Origin of the sequence: Mycobacterium sp. 29Ha (assembly GCF_032883055.1) — a bacterium.
In the GTDB taxonomy this organism is placed as follows: domain Bacteria; phylum Actinomycetota; class Actinomycetes; order Mycobacteriales; family Mycobacteriaceae; genus Mycobacterium; species Mycobacterium gallinarum.
The window spans coordinates 312,546-335,805 of sequence record NZ_JAMQTI010000001.1 but is presented as its reverse complement, the minus strand read 5'-3'; the positions used below and the strand labels follow the sequence as shown (position 1 = coordinate 335,805).

Below are 23,260 nucleotides of genomic sequence, written 5' to 3'. Positions count from 1 at the left end.
CATGGACTTTCGTTACAGCACAGAACAAGACGACTTTCGCGCATCACTGAACGGTTTTCTCCGTGACGCCGCACCGCCCGCCATGATCCGCGGCGCCGCGGGCCACGACCCCCAGCTCTGGAAGCGGATGTGCAACGAGCTGGAGCTGCCGGGGTTGCACGTTCCGCTCGAATACGGCGGTGCGGGTGGCACCTTGGTCGAGGCGGCGGTCGCGTTCTCCGAGCTCGGCCGGGCACTGACGCCGGTTCCGTTGGCGGCCACGACCTTTGCAGTCGAAGCGGTGTTCCGCACCGGTGACGAGGAGCAGCGTCGCAGACTGCTGAAGGGAATGCTCTGCGGAGACCAGGTCGGCGCGCTCGCGGTGGCAGCCCATGGCGACACCGACCCCGCGACGGCACGGGTGCGCGCCGAATGGCAGGGCGGCACCGTCCTCACCGGCGTATGCGGGCCGGTCCTGCACGGTTCGGTCGCGGACCTGTTCATCGTGCCCGCGGTAGCCGACGGTGTGGTCGCCCTGCACGTGGTCGCAGCGGATGCGCCGGGGGTGACTCTCGTGAACCTGCCGTCCTTCGACGTCACGCGACCCGTCGCCAGGCTGGAACTGGCGCACGCCCCCGCCGAAGCGCTGTCCGCGGGATCACCCGAGGATATCGAGCGGGTGATGGACATCGCACGGGTGCTGCTCGCCGCGGAGATGCTCGGCGGCGCCGAGGCCTGTCTCACGATGGCGGTCGAATACGCCCGCACCCGAAAGCAATTCGACCGCCCGATCGGATCCTTTCAGGCGGTCAAGCACGCCTGCGCCGAGATGATGATCGAGATCGATGCGACGCGCACGGCTGTGATGTACGCCGCGATGAGTGCCGCGGACGACGCGGAACTGCGGATCGTCGGCCCGCTGGTGAAGGCGCAGGCCGCCGACACCTTCGCGCTGTGCGCCGGTTCCGCCATCCAGGTGCACGGCGGTATCGCCTTCACCTGGGAGCACGACCTGCACCTGTACTTCCGACGCGCCAAGACGACCCAGGCGCTGTTCGGTGGAAGCACACATCATCGCCTGCTGCTCGCCGACCGCGCGGGTCTTTGATCCTCACTCGCAAAGGAGCAATGATGACCACGCTCGTATCCCCCTGCACCGGCATCACGCTCAGCGATGTCCTGCGCAGGCATGCCGGTGTCCGACCCGACAAGGTCGCGTTCGTCGATCCGCGACGACGGTGCACCTTTTTCGAGCTGGACGACCGGGTGACACGGCTGGCCAACGCGCTGTCCGCCCGCGGTATCGGCCATGGCGATCGGGTGGCCGTCCTCGGATACAACAGCATCGAACTCGTCGAGTCCTGGCTTGCCGCATTGCGTCTCGGCGCCATCGCGGTACCCGTGAACTTCCGGATGGTGGCCGAAGAGATCGCATATGTGCTCTCGGACAGCGGTGCGGCGGCCGTGTTGGTGGACATCGCGCTCGCGCCGGCGGTGGAAGAGGCATGTGCCAAGGCTCCGTCGGTAGACACGGTCATCACCATCGGCGGTGATATGGACGACATCATCGCCGCCGCCGACAGTGCTGTCGCCGAGGTCACGGTCGACGACGAGGCGCCCGCCTTCATCATGTACACGTCGGGGACGACAGGCTTCCCCAAGGGCGCTGTCCTCACCCACCGCAACCTTTATCTGCACGCCTTCAGTTCGATCGCCACCCTGGGAAACCGCGATGACGACGACTGTTGGATGGCAGTGGCGCCGCTGTTTCATACGGCCGGTGTGTCCGGGATGCTGCCGATGTTCCTCAACGGCCGCACCGCGGTCATTCCCCCCTCGGGCGGGTTCGACCCCGCCGCGATCGTCGCCACGATCGTCGAGGAACGCGTCACCTCGTGCTGGATGACGCCGGCTCAGTGGCAGATCGTCTGCGCCATGCCCGATCTCGGCTCCCGGGATCTGTCCCGCCTGTGCCGCGTGTGGTGGGGTGCCGCGCCTGCGTCGACGACGCTGCTGCGAACCATGATCGACGTGTTCCCGCACGCCGAGATCATCGCCGCGTTCGGTCAGACCGAATGCAGCCCCATCACGTGTCTGCTCCGTGGCGAGGACGCGCTGCGCAAGATCGGCTCGGTGGGCACGCCGATGCTCAACGTGGAGACGCGGATCGTGGACGACCAGATGAACGATGTCGCCCAGGGCGAGGTCGGCGAGATCGTCTATCTGGGCCCACTGGTCATGAAGGAGTACTGGAACAAGGCCGACGAGACGGCAGAAGCGTTCCGCGGCGGGTGGTTTCACTCCGGCGACCTGGTCCGCCAGGACTCCGACGGCTACATCTATGTGGTCGACCGCAAGAAGGACATGATCATCTCCGGCGGGGAGAACATCTACTGCGCCGAGGTGGAGAACGTGCTCGCCACCTGTCCCAAGGTCGCCGAGGTGGCGATCATCGGGGTACCCGATGTGAAGTGGGGCGAGACGCCCTTGGCCGTGATCGTCCCGCGCGACGCTGCCGATCCTCCGACCGACGACGACATCGAAGCGCATTGCCGGCAGCACCTCGCCCCCTACAAGCGCCCGCGTCGCCTCGCGATCGTCGACACGTTGCCGCGCAACGCAAGCGGGAAGGTCCTGAAGACTCGGCTGCGCGAGGAATACGGTGCCGCCGAGTCCGGTACCCAGGCGTATGCCATGGGACCGACCGACACTCCCCTGCTTGACGAGACGATCGGGGCGAACTTCGAGCGGACCGCCACGACGTATCCCGACGCGGAGGCCCTGGTCGACGTCGCAGGCGGCCGGCGCTGGTCCTATGCCGAACTGAACGCCGAGATCGACTTGGTCGCACGGGCGTTGATCGCAAGCGGTATCGAGCGCGGTGATCGCGTCGGCATCTGGGCGCCCAACTGCCCGGAATGGACCATCCTCCAGTACGCGACCGCCAAGATCGGCGCGATCCTGGTCGCCGTCAACCCCGCCTACCGCACCCACGAGCTGGCGTATGTGCTCCGCCAGTCGGGCACGCGACTCTTGGTGTCAGCGAGCGCGTTCAAGACCTCCGACTACCGCAGCATGGTCGGCGAAGTGCTGCCGGAAACACCCGACGTGACCGGGGTCGTCTTCTTGGACACCGGCGACTGGGACGCCCTGCGGGCCCGCGCCAGTCAGGTGTCGGCGGCCGACTTGCGGACGCGAATGGACAGCCTGCAGCCCAGCGATCCGATCAACATCCAATACACCTCGGGGACAACGGGTTCCCCCAAGGGCGCCACCCTGTCACACCACAACATCCTCAACAACGGGTTCTTCGTCACCGAGCTGATCAACCTCGGCCCCGGCGAACGGCTCTGCATCCCGGTGCCCTTCTATCACTGCTTCGGCATGGTGATGGGCAATCTCGGGTGCACCACCCACGGCGCCACGATGGTCATTCCCGCGGCAGGATTCGACCCGGCCGCGACGTTGGAGGCGATCGAAAAGGAGCGCTGCACCGCCCTTTACGGCGTACCGACGATGTTCATCGCAATGCTCGGCCACCCCGATCTCGGCGAGCGTGACCTTTCATCGCTGCGGACCGGCATCATGGCCGGGGCGACCTGCCCGATGGAGCTGATGAAGCGGTGCGTCAACGAGCTGAACATGTCCGAGCTGGCGATCGCCTACGGCATGACGGAAACGTCGCCGGTGTCCTGCCAGACGCTGATCGACGACGACCTAGACCGCCGCACCTCCACCGTGGGGCGGGCGCATCCGCACGTAGAGATCAGGATCGTCGACCCCGAAACCGGTCACACCGTGAAACGTGGTCAGCCGGGCGAGTTTTGCACCAGGGGCTATTCGGTGATGCTGGGCTATTGGAACGACGACGACCGCACGCGCGAGGCCGTCGATGTCGACGGCTGGATGCACACCGGTGATCTGGCGGTGATGCGGGACGACGGGTACTGCATGGTGATCGGTCGCATCAAGGACATGGTGATCCGCGGCGGCGAGAACGTCTATCCGCGCGAGGTCGAGGAGTTTCTGCACACCCACCCCGACATCGATGACGCTCAGGTGATCGGCGTTCCCGACGAGAAGTACGGCGAAGAGATCTGCGCCTGGATCAGGATGCGGGCCGGCCGCACACCACTGGACGCCGACGCCGTGCGGGCGTTCGCATCCGGAAAGCTCGCGCACTTCAAGATTCCGCGCTATGTACACGTCGTCGACGAGTTCCCGATGACGGTGACCGGCAAGGTCCGCAAGGTCGAGATGCGGACCGAGACGGTACGGCTCTTGGGGTTGGAAACCTAGTTCGAAGGCTGCGGCGGCCGGGCGGGCGCGTCGCGGCGCGCATGCCACCGCAACCGAAGCATCAGCAGGCCCCGGTGCGCACGCCACCCCGCAGACAGCGGGTCGCGCCAGACCGGCGCGTGCCGTTTCGGATCGGGTTCGATATGCACGAATCCATTGTGCCGTCTGTGCCCGCAGCCGTCATTCGCGGCGCACTGCCTACGAGGTGAACAGCGACCGAACTGTAATCCGCGAAGGGCCCCGTGACCTCCGTCGCGGGGCTCTTCTGAGCGCGGTTATGCGCCTTTACCGCGCAGTTCGTGCGACAACGCCTCGAGCTCGTCACCGCCGGCCATCTCCTGTGTGAGGTGCTCGAGCGTGATGTCGTCGTATGTGCAGTCCAGCTTCTGACGACCCCGGTTGAGCAGCACGAAGTGGTCACCCACCATGTGCGCGTGATGCGGATTGTGTGTGATGAACACCACGCCGAAACCGGCCTCTTTGGCGGCGGTGATGTACTTCAACACCACCCCTGACTGCTTGACACCCAGTGCCGCGGTCGGCTCATCGAGGATGAGCACTCGCGCACCGAAGAACACGGCCCGCGCGATCGCCACGCATTGCCGCTGACCACCGGAGAGCGAGCCGATGGGCACGTCGACGTCGGGCAGTTCGATGCCCATCTTCGCAAGTTCGGACAACGTGGTGGCACGCATCGCGTTCGAGTCCAACGAGAATGGAAAGGACTTCTTCCGAAGCTCTTGGCCGAGGAAGAAGTTGCGCCACACCGGCATCAGCGGCACGACGGCCAGATTCTGATAGACCGTCGCGATTCCCTTGCCCAGTGCATCTTTCGGTGATGCGAGGCGGGCGGGCTCACCGTCGACGAGCAGTTCGCCCTCGCTCGGCGGGTGGTACCCGGCGATGATCTTGATCAGCGTCGACTTGCCTGCGCCGTTGTCGCCGAGAATCCCCGTCACCTCACCGGCGTGCACACGCAGCGAGATGTCTTTCAGCGCAGTGATGTTGCCGTACATCTTGCCGATGCTCTTCAGCTCGACCAGCGGCACCTTGCCTCCGGACGGAGCTTCTTCGACATGTTGGTCAACGGTTGCGGTCATGGTTCACCTCTTAGCGGCGTAGTTGCGGAATGCGTTGTTGGCGATGACCGCGAACAGCAGCATCACGCCCATGAAGAACTTGAACCAGTCTGGTTCCCAGCCTGCATAAACGATGCCCTGCTGCACCATGCCGAAGATGAACGCGCCGATCGCGGCACCGATGGCCGTCCCGTATCCGCCCGTCAGCAGACACCCGCCGATGACGGCAGCAATGATGTAGATGAACTCCTGCCCCACTCCCTGGCCGGACTGAACAGTGTTGTACGAGAACAGAAGATGCATGCCGGAAAACCATGCCGCGAACCCGACGAACATGAAAAGCCCGATCTTCACCGCGGTGACGGGCACGCCGACAGCACGCGCACTTTCCGCGTCGCCACCGACGGCGAAGATCCAGTTACCGATCTTGGTCTTGAACAGCACGTAGGTCGCGATCAAGGTGAACAGCAGCCACCACAGCACCGTGATGCGCACGGGCACCCCGAAGATCGTCAGCGTCGACGCGAACACGGCACGGGCGGACTCCCAGCCCTGCATATCGCTCACGCTGGGCGTGGCGACAGCCCCGGAAACCCATTTGGTCACGGCGATATTCGCACCGGTCAACATCAACAGGGTCCCCAGCGTGATCAGGAAGCTCGGGATCTTGGTTCTCATCACCATGTACCCGTTGAAGAATCCGACGGCGAGCGACAGGATGAGCGCCAAACCCGCCCCCGCCCACAGGTTCAGATGAAAGTTCCAGGCCAGCATGGACGCCGCCAGGGAACCTGTGGTGACCGCGACGCCGGCCGACAGGTCGAACTCACCGCCGATCATCAGCAGGGCGACTGCGCACGCCATGATTCCGATGGTCGAGCTGCCGTAGAGAACTGTGGCCAGCGATTCGGCCGACCTGAACGGCGGCGCCATGATGAAGAAGAAGATGAAGATGACGACCGCGCCGATCAGCGCACCCATCTCGGGGCGAATCAGCATCCGTTGTATGCGGTTTCGTTCTTTGACACGTTCGTCGCGAACGACCTTACGTTCGGCGAGGTCGACTCCGGTACTGGTACTCATCAGTGCACTTCCTTCTTCGCGCAAGTCCTCATCAGCGGGTTCCGCCCTTCGCAAACTCGGCCACGGCGTCGACGTTCGTCTTGTCGATGAACGCCGGACCGGTCAGGGTCTCCTTGCCGCCCCCGATCACGTTGCCGTTGTTCAGGTACAGCCACAGCGAGTCGATCGACAGATAACCCTGCAGGAACGGCTGCTGATCGACGGCCCATTGCACGCTGCCGTCCTGGATCGCGCTGACGAGCGCGGCGTTGGTGTCGAAGGTGCCGATCCTGGCGTTGCTGCCCGCGTTCTTCGCCGATTGCACAGCGGTCAACGCGAACGGCGCCCCCAGCGTCACCACGTAGTCGACGCTCGGGTCCTGTTGCAGCTTCGCGGTGATCGTCGATTCGACCGACGGCATGTCCTTGCCGTTGACGTTGAGGTTCTCGGTCGCGGGGAAATTGCTCTTCACACCGGCACAGCGGTCTTCGAGGCCGACGTGCCCCTGTTCCTGAATGACACAGAGCACCTTCTTCGCGCCGTCCTGCTTGAGCCGGTCCCCAGCGGCCTGGCCCGCGATGAACTCGTCCTGCCCGAAGAACTCCTTGACACCCATTTGCTGCCAGGCGTCGCCGCCTGCGTTGAACGCGACGACAGGAATGCCCTTGGCCTCTGCGGCCGCGACGGCGGCACGCATCGCATCGGGCTTGGCGAGCGTGAGCGCAATGCCATCGACTCCGCTGTCGATCGCGGTCTGTACGAGGTTGGCCTGGTTGGGCGCTTCAGGATCGTTCGAATAGCGCAGCTCGATGTTGTCCTTCTTCGCCGCGGTCTCTGCGCCCTTGCGGATCAGATCCCAGAACGAGTCACCCGGCACTTCGTGGGTGATCATCGCGATCGTCGCGCGCGGTGTGTCGACGGTGCCGCCGCCCATCCCGCCTTCGCTCTCCCGCGGCTTACCGCCGGTGGACGAACACGACGCGATTCCCAGTACGAGCACGGTCACCCCGGCCATCGCCGCGAGCCGACTAATCCTCATTGAATCTCCTTGTTTCGAGTGCGACGCAGCACCTCTCTTTGTCGATGTAATACGCCTCACAACAGAAAGTCAATAGTTTGTCCTGACATTAGGACTGCAGGTCATACGTCGGACCTATCGGTCGAGGTCAGACCGTGATGCGGTCGATCCGCGAATCACCAGGGTCGGCTCACAGGTGATGTCGACCGGCCCCGCGGCCGCGGTTCCCTGGTTGGCATCGTCAAGCCTCGCCACCAACCGCCGCACCGCCTGATGCGCCAGGCCCGCGGAATCCTGGCGAATTGTCGTGAGGTCGATATGCGCCAACCCGGCGAGTGGGCTGTCGTCGAAGCCGACGACTGAAACCTGCTGCGGGACAGCCACTCCGGATCTGATCAGCATGTCGATGAAGCCGACCGCACAGCGGTCGTTGAACGCAAAGACTGCGGTCGGCAAAGGCTTTGACTGGAGCATGGCGACCGCGGCCGCCGCACCCTCTCGCTCCGTCAGGCCGCCCTGGAACGTCATCTCCGACAAACCGCTCGCGTGAACGGTTTGGCGGTAACCACGCCGCCGCTCCGCCGCGCCCGGCGCCCGCCCGCCGTCGAGGAACAGGATGCGCTGATGGCCAAGTCCGATCAGGTGCTCCATGCCCATAACCGCACCTGCGGCGTCGTCGCTGCGTACCGCATCCACTCCGCGCACTCGCCGGGCCACCACGACCAGCGGGGCCTTGACGGCCACCTCCGCTAGGTCGCCGGCAGGTAGATCGGGCCCGATCATCACCAGACCTTCGCAGCGATCGTCGACCAGGGTCCGCAGCGCGCGCGCCTCGTCACGGTGCGGAGTCACCGCACTGAGGACGACGTCGTAGCCCAGTTCGTCCGCTGCGACATACACGCCGTCGACGAGTTCGGCGTGGAACTCGGCGCCCGCGGTGAACGTCACGCCGAGAAGCTTCGACCGGTGCTGGCGCAGTCTGCGTGCGTGCGGGTCGGGCCGATAGCCGATCTCGTCGGCCGCACGGCGCACTCGCTCTCGGGTCTGCTCGCTGGCACCGGGCGCGTCCCGCATGACGATGGACACCAGTGCGCGCGAGACACCGGCGCGTTCGGCCACATCGGCGAGCGTCGGTCGGGGCTGCACGGGATGAACTTTAGATCGTTCTAGTGAATTCGTTGACGAGAATCAGCCATATCGCTACCGTCTACTAGAACGTTCTAGTCGCGATCGGAGTCACTATGTCCAATTCCCTGTCCTTCGGGCTCATCGGCGCAGGCTGGATCGGCAGCTATCACGCTGAGACCCTGGCCAGCCGACTGCCGAATGCCCGGCTCGTCGCGGTCGCCGACCCGGTTCCCGGTGCGGCTGAGGGCTTTTCAGGGGTGCGGCCGTACCTCGATCCGCTGGAGCTGATCGCCGATCCGGCTGTCGAAGCAGTCGCGATCTGCTCGCCGGCCGCTTCTCACACCGATCTCGTCGTCGCCGCGGCCCACGCAGGCAAGCACGTGTTCTGCGAGAAGCCGATGGCCCTCACCCTCGACGATGCTGACCGCGCAATAAGCGCGGCACGGTCCACCGGCGTCGCGCTGCAGGTCGGTTTCAACCGGCGATTCGCCGCCGAGTTCGCCGACATGCACGCCCGAATCGTCGACGGTGCGATCGGCAGGCCACAGATGTTGCGGTCGCTGACCCGCGACCCCGGTATCGCGGTCGACGTCGCGGCGCGCGTGAAACCTTGGACGATATTCAACGAGACGCTGATTCACGATTTCGACACGTTGTGCTGGCTCAATCCGGGCGCGCGCGTCACTCAGGTCTTCGCTCAGGCCGACGCTCTGGTGCACCCACAATTCGCGGACAACGGCTTCCTGGACACATCGGTCGTCCAGATCAGGTTCGACAACGGTGCTTTCGCCGTCGCGGAGGCGAGCTTCCAGGCGGTCTACGGCTACGACATCCGCGGCGAGGTGTTCGGATCCGATGGGGTGCTGCTGGCAGGCAATTCACCCGAGAATGCCGGCCGAGTGAACACCGAATTGTTCGCCGACGCCTACGTCGCACAGTTCGCCCATTTCGTCGACTGCGTAGCGACAGGCAGCGAACCTTCGGTGAGCGGTGCGGACGCACGCGTGGCGCTCGAGGTCGCCCTGGCGGCACGTGAATCCGTGGAGACGGGACAACCGGTCGTCCTCAACGCGGTGATGTCATGAGCACCTTCGAGCTTGCCGTGTCGTCGGAGATGGTCTTCACGGAGCTACCGATCCTCGAACGGGTGCGCCGAATCCACGAGATGGGCTTCGCCGTCGAGATCTGGAGCTGGCACGACAAAGACCTCGATGCGCTGGCGGCCACCGGCGCCCGCTTCACGTCGATGACGGGCTACCTCCACGGTGACCTGATCGATCCGTCCACCTGCGACGAGGTGGTCCGCACCGCGGAGCTCTCCATCAAAGCCGCTGAGACACTGGGCGTTTCGCGACTCAACCTGCATTCCGCCGAACTCGACGGCGAAGGAAACGCCGTGCGACCGCGCCAGCGCGCGACCGGCGAGATGCGGCTGACCGCGCTGCGCACCCTTCAGCGCATCGGTGATCTCGGAGCTGAGGCCGGCGTGCAGTTCTGCGTCGAGAACCTCAACACGATCGTCGACCATCCCGGCATCCCGCTGGCCCGCGCCAAGGACACGTTGGCCCTGATCGAGGGCATCGCGCATCCGAACGTGAAGATGATGCTCGACCTTTATCACGCACAGATCGGCGAGGGGAATCTCATCGAATTGGTTCGGCGCTGCGGCGATGCCATCGGCGAGATCCAGGTGGCCGACGTCCCCGGACGCTGCGAGCCTGGAACCGGCGAGATCAACTACCCCGCCATCGCGAAGGCGCTGCGGGGTATCAACTACACCGGCACCATCGGCATGGAGGCGTGGGCATCCGTCGACAGCATCGAAGGCAGTGAAGCGGCACTGGAAGCTTTTCGGGCCGCGTTCTCGTGACCCGCGAGAAAAGCTAGCGGTCGACCAAGGTCGTGTCGAAGTAGTACCGCGACGCGCGGTAGCAGTGTGTACCGAACTCGACCGCAGTGCCCGAGTCGTCGAACGCGGTCCGCGCCATGGTCAGAAGGGGAGCGTTGAGTTTCTCCCCGAGCAGGCGAGCCTCGGTGCGCGAGGCACCCTTTGCCCCGATGCGCTGACGCGCCAGGCGGATGTGCACGCCGCGCGAACGCAGCGACTGATACAGGCCGACGGTCTCGAGCTCGTCCGCTTCGGGCGCGATCTCGACCGGAAGGTGGTTGATCATCACCGCGAGCGGTTCGCCGTTGGCACATCGCAGTCGGTGGATGGTGACGACCTCGCGGTCCTCGGAGATGCTGAGCTCGCGCGCGATCTCCTCGTCGGGCTTGCCAACGGAGTACTCGAGCAACTGAGTTGTCGGTTCCTGGCCGGCGCGGGCGAGGTCGTCGAAAAGGCTTGTCAGCTCGACGCGCCGGTGAACCGGATTCTGTACGACTTGCGTGCCAACACCGCGCTTGCGAACCAGCAGTCCCTTGTCGACGAGCTCCTGGATCGCACGCCTCGTCGTAGGCCGCGAAAGCGTCAATCTCTTCGCCAACGCCAGCTCATTCTCGAAACGGTCACCGGGCGCGAGTTCGCCATCGCGTATCGCCGCCTCGATGGCCTGAGCGAGCTGATAGTAGAGAGGAACAGGGCTTGACCTGTCGAGCTCCACTGTCAGGGACACGTTGTCTCCGATCTGCTGAGGGATCAGACAAAGAGTAGCTGAATCCTAGCACCCTATGATCGAAAGATAGAATGTCAGGACAAACTATTGACATGGCCGAGTGATGACGGGCACAGTCATATACAGCCATCCCCTACTCGTGGAGAGCCGACCCTTGACGACTACACAGCCACATGACGTACTCGCCATCGGGCGCTGCGGCGTCGATGTTTATCCCCTGCAGATCGGGGTGGGCCTGCAGGATGTCGAGACTTTCGGCAAGTTCCTCGGCGGCAGCGCCGCGAACGTCGCGGTGGCCGCCGCACGCCTCGGTAACCGCTCGGCGCTGATCTCCGGTGTGGGCGCCGACCCGTTCGGCAAGTTCGTCAGCAACGAATTGGCCCGCCTCGGCGTCGACAACCGCCACGTGGTGACCAACGACGAATACCCGACGCCCGTTACCTTCTGCGAGATTTTCCCACCCGACGACTTCCCGCTGTACTTCTACCGTCGCCCCAAGGCACCGGACCTGCAGATCAGTGCCGATGACATCGATACCGACGCCGTACACTCGGCGCGGCTCTACTGGTCGACCGTGACCGGGCTGTCCGAAGAGCCGAGCCGCAGCGCGCATTTCGCGGCATGGTCGGCTCGCGATGAGCGCTCGCGCGAAGAGGATCAGCACCGCGACCGGGCGCCGCTGACGGTGCTCGACCTCGACTACCGCCCGATGTTCTGGGACTCCCCTGCCGCCGCCACCGAGCAGGTCCAGCGGGCCCTGCAGCATGTCACCGTCGCGGTGGGCAACCGCGAGGAGTGCCAGATCGCCGTCGGGGAATCCAACCCGCACAAGGCCGCCGATGCGCTACTGGACCTCGGCGTTGAGCTGGCGGTCGTGAAGCAGGGGCCGCGCGGTGTCCTCGGCAAGACCAAGCGCAGCTCGGTGACCGTGCCACCCAACGAGGTCGACGTCGTCAACGGCCTCGGCGCCGGGGATGCGTTCGGCGGCAGCCTGTGTCACGGCCTGCTGCACGGCTGGTCGCTGGAGAAGACCCTGCGCTACGCCAACGCCGCGGGTGCCATCGTCGCCTCCCGGCTGGAGTGCTCGACAGCGATGCCGACCGCCGCCGAGGTGGCCGAACTCGCCGAACGTACAGCGGCGGAGGCGGTCAATGTCTAGATCACTGCCCGGCGCACTATGCACCGACTACGCGGCGATCACCGAGCTGCGTGCCAGCGATCCCGGGGCGATAGCCCGCGCATGGCAGAACCGCGTCACGCGCCCGACCATCAGGGGCAACGGTCGCCTGATGATCGTGGCCGCCGACCACCCCGCCCGCGGTGCACTCGCCGTCGGCACCCGCCAGACCGCGATGAACAGCCGCACCGACCTGCTTGACCGGCTGCGCGCGGCGCTCGCCGATCCCGGCGTCGACGGCGTTCTGGCCACCTCCGACATCCTCGACGACCTGGTGTTGCTCGGCGCGCTCGAGGACAAGGTCGTGTTCTCGTCGTTCAATCGCGGCGGGCTGGCCGGCGCGTCCTTCGAACTCGACGACAGGATGACGGCCGCCACAGCGGCGTCCACCGCCGCGGCGAAGATGAACGGCGGAAAGATGTTGTGCCGCATCGATCTCGATGACCCTGGCACCGTCGCGACCATGGCGGCGTGCGCACGCGCCGTTGACGAGCTGGCCGCGAACGGACTCATCGCGATGCTGGAACCGTTCATGTCGTCCCGCGTCGATGGGAAGGTCCGCAACGACCTGTCCCCCGACGCAGTGATCAAGTCGATTCACATCGGCCAGGGCATCGGCTCGACCTCGGCCTACACGTGGATGAAGCTCCCGGTCGTCGACGAGATGGACCGCGTGATGGAGGCGACGACGCTGCCCACACTGCTGCTGGGCGGCGACCCGACCGATCCCGACGAAGCATTCGCGAGTTGGGAGAAGGCACTGGCGCTGCCGTCGGTGCGGGGGCTCATCGTCGGACGAACGCTGCTCTATCCCCCGGACGACGACGTGGCCTCCGCCGTCGCGACCGCCGTATCGATGGTGAGGTGACCATGCACAGCAAGCTCTACATTCCGGCGCGCAGCGCGACGCCGCCGTTCACGGTCGACATCACGCCGGAGTCCGCCGGTTGGTCCGAATCCTCCCTACAGGTCTTGGAAATAGGTGGGCACTGGGCATCTGACCGTGCCGAACTGACCACCGGTGACACCGAGGTGATGATTCTGCCGCTGGCGGGCGGCGGCGCCGTCGAGTGCAACGGTGAGGTATTCGAGCTGGCGCCTCGGGCGTCGGTGTTCGACGGGCCGTCCGACATGGTCTACATCGGCATCGACCAGACGTATGTCATCGCCGGCGAAGGCCGGTTCGCGATCTGCGGCGCCCGGGCCAAGACGTCGTTTCCCAACCGCCGCGTTGCCGCCGCCGATGTGTCGGTCGAACTGCGCGGCACCGGCAACTGCAGTCGCCAGGTCCACAACTTCGGCACCGCAGGGGTTTTCGAGGCAGATTCGCTGATCGCGTGTGAGGTCATCACTCCCGGCGGCAACTGGTCGAGTTATCCCGCGCACAAGCACGACGAAACCACGCCCACCGAAACCGAACTCGAGGAGATCTACTACTTCGAGTTTTCGCCAGGCCCTTCCATAGAAGGCACAGCTTCACGCGGATTCGGCTACCACCGCGTGTACGGGACACCGGACCGTCCGATCGAGGTACTCGAAGAGGTGCGGACCGGCGATGTGGTGCTGGTGCCCCACGGATATCACGGACCGTCGGTCGCGGCGCCGGGGTACCACATGTACTACCTGAACGTCATGGCCGGACCCGGCGCCGAGCGTGCCTGGAAGATTGTCGACGACCCGGAGCACGCCTGGCTCCGCGGCACCTGGGAAGACCAGGCCGTAGATTCCCGCCTCCCGCTACACAAGACAGGAGCGTAGCCGTGGTCTCCACCGCACCGAAGCGGGCCGAGAAGACGCCCGACACCGAGGGCACCGTCCGACTTACCGTGGCGCAGGCGACGATTCGCTTCCTAGCCAACCAGTACGTCGAACGCGACGGTGAGCGCACCAAGTTCTTTGCGGGCGCCTTCGGCATCTTCGGACACGGCAACGTCGCGGGCCTCGGCCAAGCACTGCTGCAGGACGAGATCGAGGCCTTCGAAGCCGGCAGAGAACCGGGGCTGAAGTACGTGCTCGGCCGTAATGAGCAGGCCATGGTGCACAGCGCCGTCGCTTATGCGCGGCAGAAGGACCGGCTGCAGACGTGGGCTGTCACCGCGAGTGTCGGACCCGGCTCGACGAACATGCTCACCGGCGCGGCCTTGGCGACCATCAATCGGCTGCCGGTTCTGCTGCTGCCTGCCGACACCTTCGCGACTCGCGTCAGCGCACCGGTGTTGCAGGAGCTGGAGCTACCGTCGTCCGGCGATGTGACGGTCAACGACGCCTTCAAACCGCTGTCCCGCTACTTCGACCGGGTGTGGCGCCCCCAGCAACTTCCCGCCGCGCTGCTCGGCGCGATGCGCGTGCTCACCGATCCGGTCGAGACCGGCGCGGCGACGGTGTCGATCCCCCAGGACGTGCAGGCCGAGGCCCACGACTGGCCGGAATCGCTTTTCGCCGAACGCACTTGGCATGTCCCGCGGCCGCTGCCCGAGAAGTCGGCCATCGCACGGGCGGCCGAGGTGATCCGTACGGCCCGCAAGCCGCTGATCGTCGCAGGCGGTGGCGTCGTGTATTCCGCTGCGACCGAGGCGCTGGCCGCGTTGTGCGAGCAGACCGGCATCCCGGTGGGCATGAGCCAGGCAGGCAAGGGCGCGCTGTCGTACGACCATCCGCAATGTGTCGGCGCCATCGGATCGACCGGCACGACGGCGGCCAACGCGCTGGCCACCGAGGCGGATGTCGTCATCGGAATCGGCACGCGATACAGCGATTTCACGTCCGCATCGCGAACCGCGTTCAACAACCCCGATGTCAAGTTCGTCAACATCAACGTGGCGTCGCTGGACGCGGTGAAACAGGGCGGAATCAGTGTGGTGGCCGACGCCCGCGAGGCCATTGAAGCACTGGGCCCGGCGCTCGGCGACTACCAGGTATCCGACGACTACCGGACTCGCGCCGCGGCACTGGCCAAGGAGTGGGACGACACCGTCTCGGCCGCGTACGCGGTCGAGGACGGCGCGGCGCTCAATCAGAGCCAGGTCATTGGTTTGGCCAACACGCTGAGCGACCCACGCGACGTCGTCGTCTGCGCCGCCGGCTCGATGCCGGGTGACCTGCACAAGCTCTGGCGGACAAGGGATCCGAAGGGATACCACGTCGAGTACGGCTACTCCTGCATGGGCTACGAGGTCGCGGGGGGCCTTGGGGTGCGGATGGCCGACGAAACCCGCGACGTGTTCGTCATGGTCGGCGACGGCTCCTACCTCATGATGGCTACCGAGCTGGTCACCGCAGTACAGGAGGGCATCAAGGTCATCGTCGTTCTGGTGCAGAACCACGGCTTCGCATCGATCGGATCGCTGTCGGAGGCACTGGGATCTCAGCGTTTCGGTACGGCGTACCGTTACCGCACCAGCGACGGCCGTCTCGATGGCGACACGTTGCCGGTGGATCTCGCGGCGAATGCGGCCAGCCTGGGCGCCGACGTCATCAAGGTCGGTACCGCCGCGGAGTTCGCCGACGCCGTGAAGGTGGCCAAAGCCAGCGAGCGCACCACGGTGATCCACGTCGAAACCGATCCGCTGATCGGCGCACCGGACAGCGAGTCCTGGTGGGACGTGCCGGTATCCGAGGTATCTACCCTGACTTCCACCCAGGAGGCGTACGAGAAGTACGCCGAATGGAAGAAGATCCAACGCCCCTTGATCAAGCCTAGTGACTGATAGGACGAATGACGTTGAGCACCATACTTGTTGGATCGGCACCCGACTCGTGGGGCGTATGGTTCCCCGACGATCCAGGCCAGACGCCGTACACCCGATTTCTCGACGAGGTCGCCGAGTCCGGCTACCAGTGGATCGAACTGGGACCCTACGGATACCTGCCGACCGACCCGAAGCAGTTGTCGGACGAGTTGGCCAAGCGCAGCCTCAAGCTGTCGGCGGGCACCGTCTTCGAGCATCTGCACCAGGACGATTCGTGGAATGCAGTGTGGGGGCAGATCGAGGACGTCGCGCGACTGACCGCAGCAGTCGGCGGCAAGCACGTCGTCGTTATTCCGGAGATGTGGCGCGACCCGTCGACAGGGGCTGTGCTCGAAGACCGCAACCTCACGACCGAACAGTGGCGCAAGAAGACCGAGGGCATGAACGAGCTCGGTAGGGCGATGTTCGAGAAGTACGGCGTGCGTGCCCAATACCACCCGCACGCGGACAGCCACGTCGATACCGAGGAGCACGTCTACCGCTTCCTCGACGGCACCGACGGCGAGTTCGTCAACCTCTGCCTGGACACCGGCCACATCAGCTACTGCGGCGGCGACAACATCGCGATCATCCGACGTGCCCCGGAGCGCATCGGTTACCTGCACCTCAAGCAGGTCGACCCCGAGGTCCGCGCGAAGGTGGAGGCCGAGGACCTTCCGTTCGGCGAGGCCGTCAAGCTCGGCGCGATGATCGAACCACCACTTGGCATTCCGGAGATGCCGCCGCTGCTGGCCGAGATCGAGAAGCTCGGCATCGACGTGTTCGCGATCGTCGAGCAGGACATGTACCCCTGCGAGGTCGACGCACCCCTGCCCATCGCCCAGCGCACCCGGTCCTATCTGGATTCGTGCGGCGTCCGGACCATTCGATTCAGCTAGGAGAAGCGGTGTCAGACTTGCGTGTAGCCGTCCTCGGGGTCGGCGTGATGGGCGCCGATCACGTCGCCCGCCTCACCAGCAGGATCTCAGGGGCCCGCGTCTCGGTGGTCAACGACTACATCACCGAGAAGGCCGAACAGATCGCCGCAGACATCCCAGGGTGCCGTGCCATCGTCGACCCGCTCGACGCGATCGCCGACCCGGACGTCGACGCGGTCGTCCTCGCCACGCCGGGTCCGACGCACGAGAAACAACTGCTGGCCTGCCTGGAGCACGGCAAACCCGTGCTGTGCGAGAAGCCGCTGACCACCGACATCGAAACCTCGCTGGCCGTCGTGAAGCGCGAGGCCGAGCTGGGCAAGCGGTTGATTCAGGTAGGTTTCATGCGCCGCTTCGACCACGAGTACGCCCGGCTGAAGGCACTGCTGGACGGCGGCGAACTCGGCCGCGCCCTGGTGCTGCACTGTGCGCACCGCAACCCGGCAGTACCCCCGACGTTCGATAGCGCCATGGTGGTGCGTGACTCCCTCGTCCACGAAGTAGACGTCACGCGCTTCCTGTTCGACGAGGAGATCGCGTCCATCCAGATCGTCAAGCCCGCGGCGAACCCCGCTGCGCCACTGGGGCTTGCCGATCCACAGATCGCGATCATGCGCACCGTGTCCGGCAAGCACGTGGACGTCGAACTGTTCGTCACGACCGGGGTGGCCTACGAGGTGCGCACCGAGGTGGTGGCCGAAAAGGGCAGTGCCATGATCGGACTCGATGTCGGGCTGGTGCGCAAGAGTGCCCCCGGCCATTGGGGCGGCCAGATCACTCCCGGTTTCCGGGAGCGGTTCGGACAGGCGTACGACACCGAGTTTCAGCGCTGGGTCGACGCGGTGCGCTCAGGCTTCAACGTCGATGGTCCGACAGCATGGGACGGCTACGCCGCCGCCGCGGTCTGCGAGGCCGGCGTCGAGTCGCTCGACAGCGGGCTGCCCGTCGAGGTCACGATGGTCGACCGCGCCTCGATCCCGGGAGCCTGACATGAAAATCGCGCTCGATCCCACGCCGTTCCACCACGACTATGACTTGCTCGACTTCCCGAAGCTGGTCGCGGAGTTGGGCTATGAGTACCTGCAGCTGACGCCGCACCGGGACTTCATCCCGTTCTTCAATCATCCACGCGCCGACGACGATCTGGTCGCGAAGTTTCGCAAGGCATGTAGCGATGCCGGTGTGGGTATCGCGTCGGTGCTGCCGGTGCTGCGGTGGTCGGGGCCCGACGAGGACGCCCGCGAGGCTGCGGTGCGCAATTGGAAACGCGTCGTGCAGATCACCGTCGACCTCGGGGTCAACGTGATCAACACCGAGTTCTCCGGACGTCCCGAGAAGCCCGAGGAATCCGAGCGGGCCTTCTTCCGGTCGATGGAAGAACTCGTACCGATCTTCGAACGCGAAGGCATCGACGTCCGAATCGACCCGCACCCAGACGATTTCGTCGAAGACGGCATGGAAGCGCTCCGGATCATCCGTGGCGTCAACTCGCCGAACATTGGCATGGTCTTCGTGGCGTGCCACGCTTTTCACATGGGCGGCGACATGACGGAGATCATGCGCGCCGCCGGTGACCGCCTGCGACTGGTGCACGTCGCCGACACGATGGACCACCACCGCAGCCACGGCCTGCGCTACATCACGAATCCACCGGGCAATCCGGTGCGGGTGCACCAGCACCTGAAAATCGGCGACGGCGACATCGACTGGGACGGGTTCTTCGGCGGCCTGGCCGAAATCGGCTTCTACGACCGGCCGGACACCGTGATGGTGTCGTCGGTGTTCGCCGAGGACGAGGCCGCCCACGACGTCTCCCGCTACCAACTCAAGACCATGACCGAGTACGTCTCCAAATTCACGGAAAGACAAATATGAGCAAGACCATCAGCCATTGGATGAACAACGAGGCCTTCGCAGGCGCAAGCACCGCCACCGCCCCGGTGACCAATCCGGCCACCGGAACCGTCACCGGCGAGGTGGCGCTGGCCACCATCGAAGATGCGCGCACGGTGATCGACGCTGCGGCCGAGGCATTCCCCGCCTGGCGCGATACCTCGCTGGCCAAGCGCACGCAGATTCTGTTCAACTTCCGCGAACTGCTCAACGCGCGCAAGGGTGAGCTGGCCAAGATCATCACCAGCGAGCACGGCAAGGTTGTCTCCGATGCGCTCGGCGAGGTCAGCCGAGGCCAGGAAGTCGTCGAGTTCGCCTGCGGTATACCGCATCTACTCAAGGGCGGTTTCACCGAGAACGCGTCGACCAAGGTCGACGTCTTCTCCATCCGCCAGCCGCTGGGTGTCGTGGGTGTGATCAGCCCGTTCAACTTCCCCGCCATGGTGCCGATGTGGTTCTTCCCCATCGCGATCGCGACGGGTAACACCGTCGTGCTCAAGCCGTCGGAGAAAGACCCGAGCGCGTCGCTGTGGATTGCCGAACTGTGGGCCGAAGCCGGTCTGCCGCCGGGTGTGTTCAACGTACTGCAGGGCGACAAGACAGCGGTCGACGAGCTACTGACCAATCCGAAGGTCAAGTCGGTGTCGTTCGTTGGCTCCACGCCGATCGCGAAATACGTCTACGCCACCGGCACCGCACACGACAAGCGTGTGCAGGCCCTCGGCGGCGCGAAGAACCACGCCGTCATCCTGCCGGACGCAGATCTGGACCTGGCGGCCGACGCGATGGTCAACGCGGGCTTCGGTTCGGCAGGCGAACGCTGTATGGCGATCTCCGCGTGCGTCGCCGTCGGACCGATCGCCGACGACCTCGTCGCCAAGATCGCCGAGCGCGCGGCAGGTATCAAGACCGGGGACGGCACAAAGGATTCCGATATGGGACCGTTGGTCACCAAGGCCCACCGCGACAAGGTGGCGTCCTACATCGACGCCGGCGAGGCCGATGGCGCGAAGATCGTCGTCGACGGCCGCAACGTCAAGGCCGACGGTGGACAGGACGGGTTCTGGCTGGGCCCCACCCTGATCGACAACGTCACCCCCGAGATGAGCGTCTACACCGACGAGATCTTCGGCCCGGTGCTGTCGGTGATCCGCGTCGAGAGCTACGACGACGCAATGGACCTGGTGAACTCCAACCCGTATGGCAACGGCACGGCGATCTTCACCAACGACGGTGGGGCCGCGCGGCGCTTCCAAAACGAGGTCCAGGTCGGGATGGTCGGCATCAACGTGCCGATCCCGGTGCCGATGGCGTATTACAGCTTTGGCGGATGGAAGGCGTCGCTGTTCGGCGACAGCCACGCGCACGGGATGGACGGCGTGCAGTTCTTCACCCGGCAGAAGGCGATCACCAGCCGCTGGCTCGACCCCAGCCACGGCGGCATCGAGTTGGGCTTTCCCCAGAACCAGTAGCCAATGACGCCGAACGTACGGTTGTTGTACGCATCGTCCGAGTAAGGCCGTCAACAACCGTACTTTCGGTGCAGGCGCCGGGCTAGGCTTCCCGCAATACACACGGGGATACAGAGACAGGCACAGCCATGACAGGGTCCACCGCGCCGCAACAGCTACCCAACGGACAGGACCTTGCCACAGCGATCGCCGAGGGCGTGCGCGCACACGAACTCGACCGCGCCCACGTCTTCCACTCGTGGTCGGCGCAGGCCGCACTGAAACCGATGACCGTGCTCGCCGCACAAGGCTCCTACGTGTGGGATGGTGACGGCAACAAGCTGCTGGACTTCTCGTCGCAAATGGTCAACACGAACATCGGTCACCAGCACCCGAAAGTCATTGCCGCCATTGCCGAACAGGCCGCGAAGCTGTGTACCGTGGCGCCCGCGCACGTCAATGCCGCCCGCTCGGAGGCCGCACGGCTCATCGCGGAACGGACGCCCGGCGATCTCAACCGGGTGTTCTTCACCAACGGCGGTGCCGACGCCGTCGAACACGCCGTTCGCATGGCCCGGCTGCACACCGGCCGGTACAAGGTGCTGGCCCGCTATCGCTCCTACCACGGTGGCACCGATACCGCGGTGAACCTGACCGGCGACCCACGCCGCTGGCCCAATGACTACGGCACCAGCGGTGTCGTGCACTTCAACGGCCCGTTCCTGTACCGCTCCTCGTTTCATTCGGACAACGAGGAGCAGGAGACGCAGCGAGCACTCGAACACCTCGAGCGGCTGATCCAGATGGAGAACCCGCTGTCGTTCGCCGCCCTGATCCTGGAATCGGTGCCCGGCACCGCGGGCATCATGGTGCCGCCACCCGGCTACCTGAAGGGTGTCCGCGAGATCTGTGACCGTTACGGCATCGTCTTCATCGCTGACGAAGTGATGGCGGGCTTCGGGCGCACCGGAAAGTGGTTCGCCATCCAGCATTTCGACGTCGTGCCCGATCTCATCACGTTCGCCAAGGGAGTCACGTCAGGCTACGTCCCGCTCGGTGGCGTGGCGATCAACGAGTCGATCGCCAAGACGTTCGCCGACCGTCCCTATCCGGGCGGCCTGACCTACTCGGGTCATCCGCTGGCGACAGCCTGCGCAGTCGCCACCATCAACGCGATGGAGGACGAGGGCATGGTCGGCAACGCCGCGCGCATCGGCGGCGACGTGCTCGGCCCGGGCCTGCGTGAGCTGGCGGCCAAGCACCCGTCGGTGGGCGAGGTGCGCGGCCTCGGTGTGTTCTGGGCGATCGAGCTCGTCACCAACCGGCAGACCCGCGAACCATTGGCGCCGTATGGCGGGTCGAGCCCCGCGATGGGCGAAACGCTCGCGGCGTGCAAGGCCAACGGTCTGCTCCCCTTCGCGAACTTCAACCGTATCCACGCGGTGCCGCCGTGCAACGTCAGCGAAGCCGAGGTGGCGGACGGGCTGCGCATGCTCGACGCGGCACTGGCTGTTGCCGACGGCCACACCACCTGACTGGACGATCAGGTGGTGAGTTGGAGCTTCTCGGCGTTTTCGTACTCGTCGTCGACGAGCACGACGGTGCGCCCCGGCCGGTCGATCAAGGAGGCCGCGATCGAGGACCGGTAGCCCGATGCGCAGTGCACCCAGACCTCGCCTTCGGGCACGTCGGACATCCGCTCGATGAGCTTGTGCAGCGGTATGTTCACCGCGCCGGGAATGTGGCCGCTTTCGAATTCCGGCTGCTGGCGGACATCGAGGATGGTGAGGTCAGCGGATTCGACGACTTCGGCGAGGTCGGCGAAGGACGCGACGCGGTAGGAGCGCAGCTCGGCCCCGGCGCTCAGGCTGCCGACTTCCCCGGCCGCCGCACCTTCGAGCTCGTCGATACCAATACGCACGAGTTCCCTTCTGGCCTCGGCAATCTGGTCGGTGCTCTCACCTATCAAGGTGAGTGGTTCGCCCCAGTCATATAGCCAGCCCAGGTAGGCGACGAAGGAGTCCGACAGCTCGAAGCCACGGGTGCCGGCGAGATGACCGGCAGCGAACGCGGTGCGGTTGCGTAGGTCGACAACCCATTCTCCAGCCTCGATGCGCTCACGCAGTTCGTCAGGGTCTACCGGGTCGGGCAACGACAGGTCCACCGGCGCTGGCCCGGCCTTGTTGATGACACCCATGTGCGCGTAGTAGGCGGGGTAGTCGGTGAGTCCCGCGAGCAAATCGTTGACGTAGGTCTGCTCGTCTTGGGTCAACGCCGGGTTGGTGACGAGCTCGTCGGCGATGGTGGAGTCGTCACCGCTCGCCGGTGTCGCGGAACAGAAGCTGCCGAACCCATGGGTCGGGAACACCTTTGTGTCGGCTGGCAACTCATCTGCGAGGCGCCGCACCGAGTGGAATTGCGCATGGGTCAGCGCGTCGGTGTGTTCGGCACCAAGCAGGTCGGTGCGACCGGTGGTGCCGTGCAGCATCGATCCGCCGGTGAACACACCGTGGACGTTCCCTGTCTTGTCGCGCAACACATAACTGACGTGGTGGTGGGTGTGGCCCGGAGTATGCATGACCTGCAACTGAATTGGCCCGGCATCGACGACGTCGCCCTCGCGGACGGGCCTGCGGTCGTAGGCGACGTCGTCACCGGCGGGAACCACGTACTCCGCCCCGACAGTGCGCGCCAACTCCAGTCCGCCGGTGACGTAGTCGTTGTGGATATGGGTCTCCACCACATGGGTGATCGTCACCCCGCGGTCGCGGGCCAGCGACAGGACTCGGTCGATGTCCCGCTGGGGGTCGATGACGACGGCAGTGTCACCTTGGTCGACCAGATAGCTGCGGTCGCCCAGCCCAGAGGTTTCGATGATGGATATTTTCATGGG

The 23,260-nt window shown here is 65.3% G+C and carries 20 protein-coding genes; 13 read left to right on the top strand and 7 right to left on the bottom strand.

The genetic code is table 11. From position 1 onward, the window contains the following. The first annotated feature begins 1 nt into the window (after position 1). Together M1248_RS01650 and M1248_RS33295 are read left to right on the top strand one after the other, a co-directional pair. Positions 2-1,087: an acyl-CoA dehydrogenase family protein gene (locus M1248_RS01650; protein ID WP_317147375.1), complete on the top strand. Its 1,086-nt coding sequence runs from the start codon at positions 2-4 to the stop codon at positions 1,085-1,087. A 20-nt stretch (positions 1,088-1,107) separates the two neighbouring features. Next, positions 1,108-4,278 (top strand): long-chain-fatty-acid--CoA ligase, encoded by a 3,171-nt coding sequence (locus M1248_RS33295; RefSeq protein WP_410506602.1) that lies wholly within the window; start codon positions 1,108-1,110, stop codon positions 4,276-4,278. Here the strand turns inward: M1248_RS33295 and M1248_RS01635 are convergent. From M1248_RS01635 to M1248_RS01615, 5 genes are all read right to left on the bottom strand, one after another. Next, entirely contained in the window at positions 4,275-4,427 is a 153-nt protein-coding gene (locus M1248_RS01635) for a hypothetical protein (protein ID WP_163729764.1), read from the bottom strand. The two genes, M1248_RS33295 and M1248_RS01635, sit on opposite strands and share 4 nt — an antisense overlap. 126 nt (positions 4,428-4,553) lie before the next feature. After that, a complete protein-coding gene (locus M1248_RS01630) occupies positions 4,554-5,378 on the bottom strand; it encodes an ATP-binding cassette domain-containing protein (protein ID WP_163729765.1) in 825 nt (274 codons plus the stop codon). A gap of 3 nt (positions 5,379-5,381) precedes the next feature. Then, the gene (locus M1248_RS01625) at positions 5,382-6,440 is read right to left on the bottom strand and encodes an ABC transporter permease (RefSeq protein WP_317147374.1); all 1,059 of its coding nucleotides are present in this window, start codon (positions 6,438-6,440) and stop codon (positions 5,382-5,384) included. A gap of 31 nt (positions 6,441-6,471) precedes the next feature. Next, the gene (locus M1248_RS01620) at positions 6,472-7,458 is read right to left on the bottom strand and encodes a substrate-binding domain-containing protein (protein ID WP_163729767.1); all 987 of its coding nucleotides are present in this window, start codon (positions 7,456-7,458) and stop codon (positions 6,472-6,474) included. 114 nt (positions 7,459-7,572) lie between these two features. After that, on the bottom strand, positions 7,573-8,583 hold the full coding sequence (locus M1248_RS01615) for a LacI family DNA-binding transcriptional regulator (protein ID WP_317147373.1): 1,011 nt from the start codon (positions 8,581-8,583) through the stop codon (positions 7,573-7,575). Positions 8,584-8,678: 95 nt separating this feature from the next. On the opposite strand from M1248_RS01615, the gene M1248_RS01610 reads away from it, so the two are divergent. After that, a complete protein-coding gene (locus M1248_RS01610; RefSeq protein ID WP_317147372.1) occupies positions 8,679-9,650 on the top strand; it encodes a Gfo/Idh/MocA family oxidoreductase in 972 nt (323 codons plus the stop codon). After that, positions 9,647-10,435: a TIM barrel protein gene (locus M1248_RS01605; protein WP_317147371.1), complete on the top strand. Its 789-nt coding sequence runs from the start codon at positions 9,647-9,649 to the stop codon at positions 10,433-10,435. The genes M1248_RS01610 and M1248_RS01605 overlap by 4 nt, the downstream gene beginning before the upstream one ends. A 13-nt stretch (positions 10,436-10,448) precedes the next feature. On the opposite strand, the gene M1248_RS01600 is transcribed toward M1248_RS01605, so the two are convergent. Beyond that, positions 10,449-11,180, bottom strand: coding sequence for a GntR family transcriptional regulator (locus M1248_RS01600; protein WP_317147370.1), 732 nt, complete (start codon positions 11,178-11,180; stop codon positions 10,449-10,451). Positions 11,181-11,334: 154 nt separating this feature from the next. On the opposite strand from M1248_RS01600, the gene iolC reads away from it, so the two are divergent. The 9 genes from iolC to M1248_RS01555 all read left to right on the top strand — a co-directional run bounded on the left by iolC (position 11,335) and on the right by M1248_RS01555 (position 21,902). Further along, positions 11,335-12,339: a 5-dehydro-2-deoxygluconokinase gene (iolC, locus tag M1248_RS01595; protein ID WP_317147369.1), complete on the top strand. Its 1,005-nt coding sequence runs from the start codon at positions 11,335-11,337 to the stop codon at positions 12,337-12,339. Next, positions 12,332-13,225: an aldolase gene (locus M1248_RS01590; RefSeq protein WP_317147368.1), complete on the top strand. Its 894-nt coding sequence runs from the start codon at positions 12,332-12,334 to the stop codon at positions 13,223-13,225. Before iolC ends, M1248_RS01590 begins: the two co-directional genes overlap by 8 nt. Before the next feature lie 2 nt (positions 13,226-13,227). Beyond that, positions 13,228-14,115 carry a 5-deoxy-glucuronate isomerase gene (iolB, locus tag M1248_RS01585; RefSeq protein ID WP_317147465.1) on the top strand — a complete coding sequence of 296 codons (888 nt, stop codon included), beginning with the start codon at positions 13,228-13,230 and terminating at the stop codon, positions 14,113-14,115. 2 nt (positions 14,116-14,117) lie between these two features. Continuing rightward, positions 14,118-16,064 (top strand): 3D-(3,5/4)-trihydroxycyclohexane-1,2-dione acylhydrolase (decyclizing), encoded by a 1,947-nt coding sequence (gene iolD, locus M1248_RS01580; protein WP_317147367.1) that lies wholly within the window; start codon positions 14,118-14,120, stop codon positions 16,062-16,064. Positions 16,065-16,078: 14 nt separating this feature from the next. Further along, positions 16,079-16,984: a sugar phosphate isomerase/epimerase gene (locus M1248_RS01575; RefSeq protein WP_317147366.1), complete on the top strand. Its 906-nt coding sequence runs from the start codon at positions 16,079-16,081 to the stop codon at positions 16,982-16,984. Between the two features lie 8 nt (positions 16,985-16,992). Beyond that, positions 16,993-18,012 (top strand): Gfo/Idh/MocA family oxidoreductase, encoded by a 1,020-nt coding sequence (locus M1248_RS01570; RefSeq protein ID WP_317147365.1) that lies wholly within the window; start codon positions 16,993-16,995, stop codon positions 18,010-18,012. A gap of 1 nt (position 18,013) precedes the next feature. After that, entirely contained in the window at positions 18,014-18,898 is an 885-nt protein-coding gene (locus M1248_RS01565; protein ID WP_317147364.1) for a sugar phosphate isomerase/epimerase, read from the top strand. Then, a complete protein-coding gene (locus M1248_RS01560) occupies positions 18,895-20,388 on the top strand; it encodes a CoA-acylating methylmalonate-semialdehyde dehydrogenase (RefSeq protein ID WP_163729776.1) in 1,494 nt (497 codons plus the stop codon). Before M1248_RS01565 ends, M1248_RS01560 begins: the two co-directional genes overlap by 4 nt. A 128-nt stretch (positions 20,389-20,516) precedes the next feature. Then, the gene (locus M1248_RS01555; protein WP_317147363.1) at positions 20,517-21,902 is read left to right on the top strand and encodes an aspartate aminotransferase family protein; all 1,386 of its coding nucleotides are present in this window, start codon (positions 20,517-20,519) and stop codon (positions 21,900-21,902) included. Between the two features lie 8 nt (positions 21,903-21,910). Here M1248_RS01555 and M1248_RS01550 read toward each other — a convergent pair whose 3' ends face one another. After that, positions 21,911-23,257 (bottom strand): MBL fold metallo-hydrolase, encoded by a 1,347-nt coding sequence (locus M1248_RS01550; RefSeq protein WP_317147362.1) that lies wholly within the window; start codon positions 23,255-23,257, stop codon positions 21,911-21,913. Between the last annotated feature and the right edge of the window lie 3 nt (positions 23,258-23,260).